At 64.6% G+C, this 4,852-nt stretch carries 5 protein-coding genes; 3 read left to right on the forward strand and 2 right to left on the reverse strand.

Annotated elements, in window-relative coordinates; all coding sequences use genetic code 11:
• On the reverse strand, positions 1-854 hold an 854-nt coding region (locus VMR39_RS00380), incomplete at its 3' end, for an acetyl-CoA C-acyltransferase (RefSeq protein ID WP_325413275.1).
• Positions 855-1,084: 230 nt separating this feature from the next.
• Here VMR39_RS00380 and VMR39_RS00385 point away from each other — a divergent pair.
• Both VMR39_RS00385 and VMR39_RS00390 read left to right on the forward strand, forming a co-directional pair.
• Complete coding sequence (locus VMR39_RS00385) at positions 1,085-1,819, forward strand: metallophosphoesterase family protein (protein WP_325413277.1); 735 nt, start codon at positions 1,085-1,087, stop codon at positions 1,817-1,819.
• 48 nt (positions 1,820-1,867) lie between these two features.
• Positions 1,868-3,529: an MFS transporter gene (locus VMR39_RS00390; RefSeq protein ID WP_414712430.1), complete on the forward strand. Its 1,662-nt coding sequence runs from the start codon at positions 1,868-1,870 to the stop codon at positions 3,527-3,529.
• 4 nt (positions 3,530-3,533) lie between these two features.
• On the opposite strand, the gene VMR39_RS00395 is transcribed toward VMR39_RS00390, so the two are convergent.
• Positions 3,534-4,133: a nucleotidyltransferase family protein gene (locus tag VMR39_RS00395; RefSeq protein WP_325413271.1), complete on the reverse strand. Its 600-nt coding sequence runs from the start codon at positions 4,131-4,133 to the stop codon at positions 3,534-3,536.
• A 159-nt stretch (positions 4,134-4,292) separates the two neighbouring features.
• Between VMR39_RS00395 and folE the strand changes: the two genes are divergently transcribed.
• The coding region (folE, locus tag VMR39_RS00400) for a GTP cyclohydrolase I FolE (protein ID WP_325413273.1) at positions 4,293-4,852 on the forward strand (560 nt) is incomplete at its 3' end.

The raw sequence follows: 4,852 nt of genomic DNA on the forward strand, positions 1-4,852 counted from the left end.
ATCTTCGCGCGCGGTTTCAGGCCATATTTCTCGCCCATCTCCTTGTTGCCGACCAGCACGGCGGCCGCGCCGTCGACGATGCCGCTGCTGTTTCCGGCATGGTGGATATGGTTGACCTTCTCCAGCTCGGGATAGCGGAGCAGGGCGACGGTGTCGAAGCCAGGCATCTCCTCGCCCAGCGCGGTAAAGCTGGGCTTCAGCGCGCCCAGCGACTGCATCGTCGCATCGGGACGCATATGTTCGTCATGGTCCAGCACGATGCCGCCGATCACGTCCTTCACCGGCACGATCGACTTGGCGAAGCGCTTCTCGTCCCAGGCCTGCTTGGCGCGCTTCTGGCTTTCGACGGCATAGGCGTCGGCATCGTCGCGGCTGATGCCGAACTTGGTGGCGATCACGTCGGCACCGATGCCCTGCGGCGCGAAATAGGTCTTGTAGGCGACTGCCGGGTCCATCGCCCAGGCGCCACCATCCGACGCCATCGGCACGCGGCTCATCGATTCTACGCCGCCGCCGATCGCGAACATCGCCTCGCCCGAATAGACTTTCGCAGCGGCCATGTTCACCGCTTCAAGGCCAGAGGCACAGAAGCGGTTGATCTGCACACCCGGCACGGTTTGCGCATAGTCGGCGTTCAGCACGGCCACGCGCGCGATATCCGCGCCCTGTTCGCCGACCGGGCTGACGCAGCCGAGGATCACGTCGTCCACATCGGCGGTGTCGATCTGGCTGCGGTCGCGCACGGCTTCCAGCACCTGCGTCGCCAGCTGGATCGGTGTGATTTCGTGCAGCGAGCCATCGGCCTTGCCCCGGCCACGGGGCGTCCTGACGGCGTCGTAGATATAGGCTTCCATGTTCATTCCCTCTCCGTGGGGGTCATTCCGGCGTTCGCCAAATTCATGAGACGCTATCGTGAATGTATTTACGTTTACGTAAAGTGCAAGTCTCTATTGCGATCGGTTCGCCGCGTCAGCGCTGCCGTAACGGTAGTTGCAAGCCAATGATGCAAAACGCGCCGCGACTGTCCAGATCGCTGTCGGGTTTACCCTCTTTTATCGCGCGAATCCCCATGGCATTCAGAGTTATGCGCATTGCCGTCCTCTCCGACATTCATGGCAACCTGATTGCCCTGGACTCCGTGTTGGCCGACATTGCGACGCACGCCGTCGATCGCATCGTCAATCTGGGCGATATCCTTTCGGGACCGTTATTGCCCTGCGAAACCGCCGACCGGCTGATGGCGCTGGACCTGCCGACGATCCGGGGCAATCACGAGCGACAATTGCTGACCCTTGCGCCGGAAGCGATGGGCCCGTCCGATGCCTATGCGAACTCGGTCCTGCAACCCCTTCACCGTGATTGGATTGCCCGCCTGCCGGAGCATCTCTGGCTGACGCAGGAGGTGCTGATGGTCCATGGCTCCCCGGACAGCGATCTCGTCTATTTCCTCGAAACCATAGAGGGCGACGGGCTAAGGGCTGCCACGGCATCGGAAGTGGAAGAGCGGGCAGGGGGCGTCGACGCGCCGCTGATCCTGTGCGGCCATACCCATGTCCCGCGCATCCATCGCCGGCCGGGCGGCGGCCTGATCGTCAATCCGGGCAGCGTGGGCCTGCCTGCCTATGATGACGACTGGCCCGTCCTGCACAAGGTGGCGTCCAGATCGCCCCATGCCCGCTATGCGATCGTGGAACAGGGCGCGGCCGGCTGGACGGCAGAGATTGTCTCTATCAGCTATGACTGGGAAGCGCCCGCCCGGCTTGCGGACATGCGCGGACGCCCCGACTGGGCACAGGCATTGCGGACCGGTACCGTATAGAAGCGTTGCGCCTTCGTTCCTGGGGTCTATATCCCCCCTATGGACAGTGTGACCCAAGCCCCGACCCAGAAATCCCCGTCACCTTTCTCTATTCCCACCTTCCGCGCCATTTGGACGGCGAGCCTCGCGTCCAACTTCGGCGGTTTGATCCAGTCGGTCGGCGCGGCGTGGATGATGACGTCGCTTTCGGCCTCGCCGCTGTTGATCGCGCTGGTGCCGGCGGCAACGACGCTGCCGATCATGCTGCTGTCGCTCTGGGCCGGAGCGGTCGCCGACAATCTCGACCGGCGCAAGGTGATGATCGCCTGCCAATGTGCGATGTTGCTGACTTCCGCATTGCTGGCGGCGACCGCGTGGGCCGGGCTGATGACGCCCTGGCTGCTCCTTGGCTTCACCTTCGCCATTGGCTGCGCTACCGCGATCAACGGCCCCGCCTGGCAGGCATCGGTCGGCGACATGGTGCCGCGCCCCGTGCTGCCGAGCGCCGTGGCGATGAACTCCATGGGCTTCAATCTCGCACGCAGCATGGGGCCGGCGCTGGGCGGCATCATCGTCGCGGCGGCGGGCGCGGCGGCGGCCTTCCTCGTCAATGCGCTCAGCTATGTTGGCCTGCTCGCCGTACTGGCGCGCTGGCGACCGGACCTGCCGCCCAAGCTGTTGCCGCGCGAACGCCTTGGCGTGGCGATGGTCGCGGGCGTCGGCTATGTCGCCGCTTCGCCCAAGATAAAGCTGGTGCTGCTGCGCGCAGGCGCCTTCGGTATCGGCGCCGCCGCCGTTTCCGCCCTGATGCCGCTCGTCGCGCGTGACGTGCTGGGCGGCAGCGCGCTGACCTTCGGCATCACCAGTGGTGCGTTCGGCGTCGGCGCGGTGCTGGGCGCGCTGTCCAGCCGCCGGCTGCGCGCGCGCTATTCGGTCGAGGCGATCGTCCGTTCCGCCGCGCTGGCCATGGCGATCGGCACTGCGCTGACCGGAGCGAGCCATTGGATGGCGCTGGCGATCCTGGGCTATATGTTCGCCGGATCGGGCTGGGTGCTGGCGCTTTCGACTTTCAACGTTTCCGTCCAGATGTCCGCGCCGCGCTGGGTCGTGGCGCGCGCGGTGGCGCTCTATCAGATGATCGCTTTTGGCGGCATGGCGGGCGGCGCCTGGCTGTTTGGCTGGGTGGCGGAGCATCATGGCGTCGTCGCGGGCCTCTATGCGGCGGCCGCGACCCAGTTCGTCGCGGCTCTCCTGGGCTTCTGGCGGCCGCTGCCGCAGACCGGTGACGACAATCTCGATCCGCGCGGCGACTGGCACGAGCCGGATACGGCAGTGCCGGTCGAGCCGCGCAGCGGCCCGATCGTCATCACCATCGAATATCGCATCCTGCCCGGATCAGTCGTGCCCTTCCTCACCGCCATGAGCGAGCGCCGCCGTATCCGCCGTCGCGATGGTGCCCATGGCTGGCAGCTGCTGCGCGATCTCGGCGAGGCGGACCTGTGGGTCGAGCGCTATCATGTATCGACCTGGCTCGACTATGTGCGGCACAATCAGCGGCGTACCGTCGCTGACATCGCCAACAGCGAGGCGATTCACGCGCTCCACGCCGGCCCCGGAGCGCCGGTCGTCCATCGTCGACTGGAACGGCAGACCGGATCGCTGCCGATCAGTCGCGCGCCCGACGCCCGCGAAATGGGCGATGGCCTGACCGATCCGACCCGGTCGAGCTGAGGCGTCAGGCCGGCGTCACTGCTCGACCGCCTGTCAGATCCTCCGGCGTATCGATATCGTGCAGGATCGCGCCGGTTGTCTCGATCTGAATGCCATGGCTCAGCAGGGCGCGCGCGCCCTGATCGCCTTTCAACGCCAGCAGTTCGGGGAAATGCTTTCTCCCGATGAAGGCGGGCGGGGAGGAGGAGAAGCCGTCGGTGCTGGCTACGACCGACCTGATGTCTTCGGCAGCCAGGCAAATACGGTTGTAATGGCTTGGCGGCACGTCAGGCATGTCGGCCAGGCAAATAAGGATGCCGCGTATCTTGTTGTTGGGCATGACATGTTCGACCGCACGGACGATGCTGCCCGATATGCCGTCCTCGGGCTGGTCGTTCACCAATATGGTATAGCCGCGCCGATCCAGCTTGCGATGGATCACCGGCGCCATTTCTATCGGGCGCACGACGGCAATCAGTTCGGCAAAGGCCATGGAGGCGATCGTTTCCAGCGTGTGCGCCGCGACCGGCTTGCCGCGCAGCTCCGCCATCAGCTTGTCTTCCTCGCCGAAGCGGGACGAGGTGCCGGCGGCGAGCAGCACGGCCGCGATACGTTTAGTACGCATGTATAATAAGACGGATTGGCATGATTTTCTTTGCGATCCCTTTTTGATCACCGATCTGCCATCATGGCGGTCTTGTGTCCAGACGGCCCTGAAAGGACTGGCCATCGGCAAGGCGAGACGCCATATGCGGGGCCAACAGCATAAGGAGTGGCCCTGTCCATGGCATATGACCTCGATGCCGAAACCGTTGGCGAAGGCAAGGAGCCGGTTCCGGCCGACGTCAGTGAAGCGATCCGCACGCTCATCCGGTGGGCGGGTGATGCGCCGGAGCGTGAAGGGCTGATGGAAACACCCGAACGCGTCGCGCGGGCGTGGAAGGAATATTGCCGCGGCTATGACGACGACCCGGCCTATCATCTCTCGCGCATCTTCCATGAAGTGGGTGGCTATGACGATGTCGTGTTGCTCAAGGACATCCCATTCCAGTCGCATTGCGAACATCATATGGCTCCGATCGTCGGCCGCGCGCACATCGCCTATCTGCCGGGGCAATATGTGGTCGGCATTTCCAAGCTCGCCCGCGTCCTCCATGCCTTTGCCAACCGCCTGCAAGTGCAGGAAAGGCTGACGTCCGAAGTCGCCAACTGCATTTGGGAAAATCTCAAGCCCCAGGGCGTCGCCGTGGTGATCGAGGCGACCCATGGCTGTATGACCGGGCGCGGCGTGCGCACGCCCAACGTCATGATGAAGACCAGCCGGATGCTCGGCGTATTCCGCGA

Source organism: Sphingobium sp. (assembly GCF_035511395.1).
Classification (GTDB): domain Bacteria; phylum Pseudomonadota; class Alphaproteobacteria; order Sphingomonadales; family Sphingomonadaceae; genus Sphingobium.

What these genes read in the sequence shown, in the direction of transcription:
- VMR39_RS00395 (WP_325413271.1), bottom strand. Translation starts at nt 4,133, where the DNA reads ATGCGTACTAAACGTATCGCGGCCGTGCTGCTCGCCGCCGGCACCTCG.
- VMR39_RS00385 (WP_325413277.1), top strand. Translation starts at nt 1,085, where the DNA reads ATGCGCATTGCCGTCCTCTCCGACATTCATGGCAACCTGATTGCCCTG.